This window comes from Inquilinus sp. OTU3971 (genome assembly GCF_038440215.1).
On the sequence record NZ_JASATH010000435.1, the window covers coordinates 1 to 635 of the forward strand.

Annotated in this window: 1 pseudogene; it reads left to right on the forward strand. The window is 73.9% G+C overall.

The features are described from left to right. Positions 1–635, forward strand: a pseudogene (locus tag AAHM41_RS40305) (GNAT family N-acetyltransferase); the annotation flags it as partial.

A 635-nucleotide genomic window follows, 5' to 3' on the forward strand; every position in this document is an offset into this window, starting at 1 on the left:
CGGCTGGCGATCCTGACCAATGGCGGGGGCACCGGCGTCCTGGCGACGGAAGCGCTGGGCGATTCCGGCGGCACCATGTCGACCCTTTCGGCCGAGACCATGGCGCGGCTCGATGCGGCACTGCCGCCGACCTGGAGCCGCGGCAACCCGGTCGACATCATCGGCGACGCCACGGGCGAGCGCTACGCCCACGCGCTCGACGCGATGCTGGCCGATCCGGGGAAGGACGCGGTTCTGGTGATGAACTGCCCGACCGCCGTCGCCGATCCGATCGACGCGGCGCAGGCGGTGGTCCGCTCGGTGGAGGCGACGGCAGCGCGCGACGGCCGCCGCCCGCCGGTCCTGAGCTGCTGGCTCGGCGAGGGCGCCGCCGCGGCCGCGCGACGGCTGTTCGCCGAGCACCGAATCCCGAGCTACGCCACCCCCGGCCAGGCGGCGCGGGCCTTCATGCATCTGGCCCGCTACCGCCGGAACCAGGCGCTGCTGATGGAGACGCCGCCAGCGCTGCCTCAGGATTTCGTGCCCGACCCGGCCGCAGCCAAGGCGGTCATCGCCGCGGCGCTGGCCGAAGGGCGGTCGATGCTGACCGAGCCCGAGTCCAAGCAGGTGCTGGAGGCCTATCGCATCCCGGTCGT